Genomic DNA, 362 nt, shown 5'->3' on the forward strand with positions numbered 1-362 from the left:
CCGCGACCGGGACGGCCGGCTGCTGGCGGGCGGCGGCATCGGCGACGCGGCGGCCGCCGGGCGGGCGCTGTCCGGGCGTACCACCGACGCGCTCCCGCTGCTCACACCGTTCGGGCCGCCGGCCGCCTTGCTGGCCGAGCCAGCCGGGCGGGAGGCCAGGCACTCATGCGCGGTGCCGACGCCTCCGCAGGAACGATCAAGTCGGGCGGCGCCACCCGCCGCGCGGCCAAGATGGTCATCCTCGACGTCGACCACCCCGACATCGAGGACTTCATCGAGACCAAGGTGAAGGAAGAGGAGAAGATCCGCGCCCTGCGTGACGCGGGCTTCGACATGGACCTGGGCGGCGACGACATCACGTC

The 362-nt window shown here is 73.8% G+C and carries 1 pseudogene; it reads left to right on the forward strand.

The window, feature by feature from the left end:
- Positions 1 to 159 precede the first annotated feature (159 nt).
- Positions 160 to 362, forward strand: a pseudogene (locus UK12_RS45345) (hypothetical protein); the annotation flags it as partial.

Origin of the sequence: Saccharothrix sp. ST-888, assembly GCF_000955975.1 — a bacterium.
Lineage (GTDB): Bacteria > Actinomycetota > Actinomycetes > Streptomycetales > Streptomycetaceae > Kitasatospora.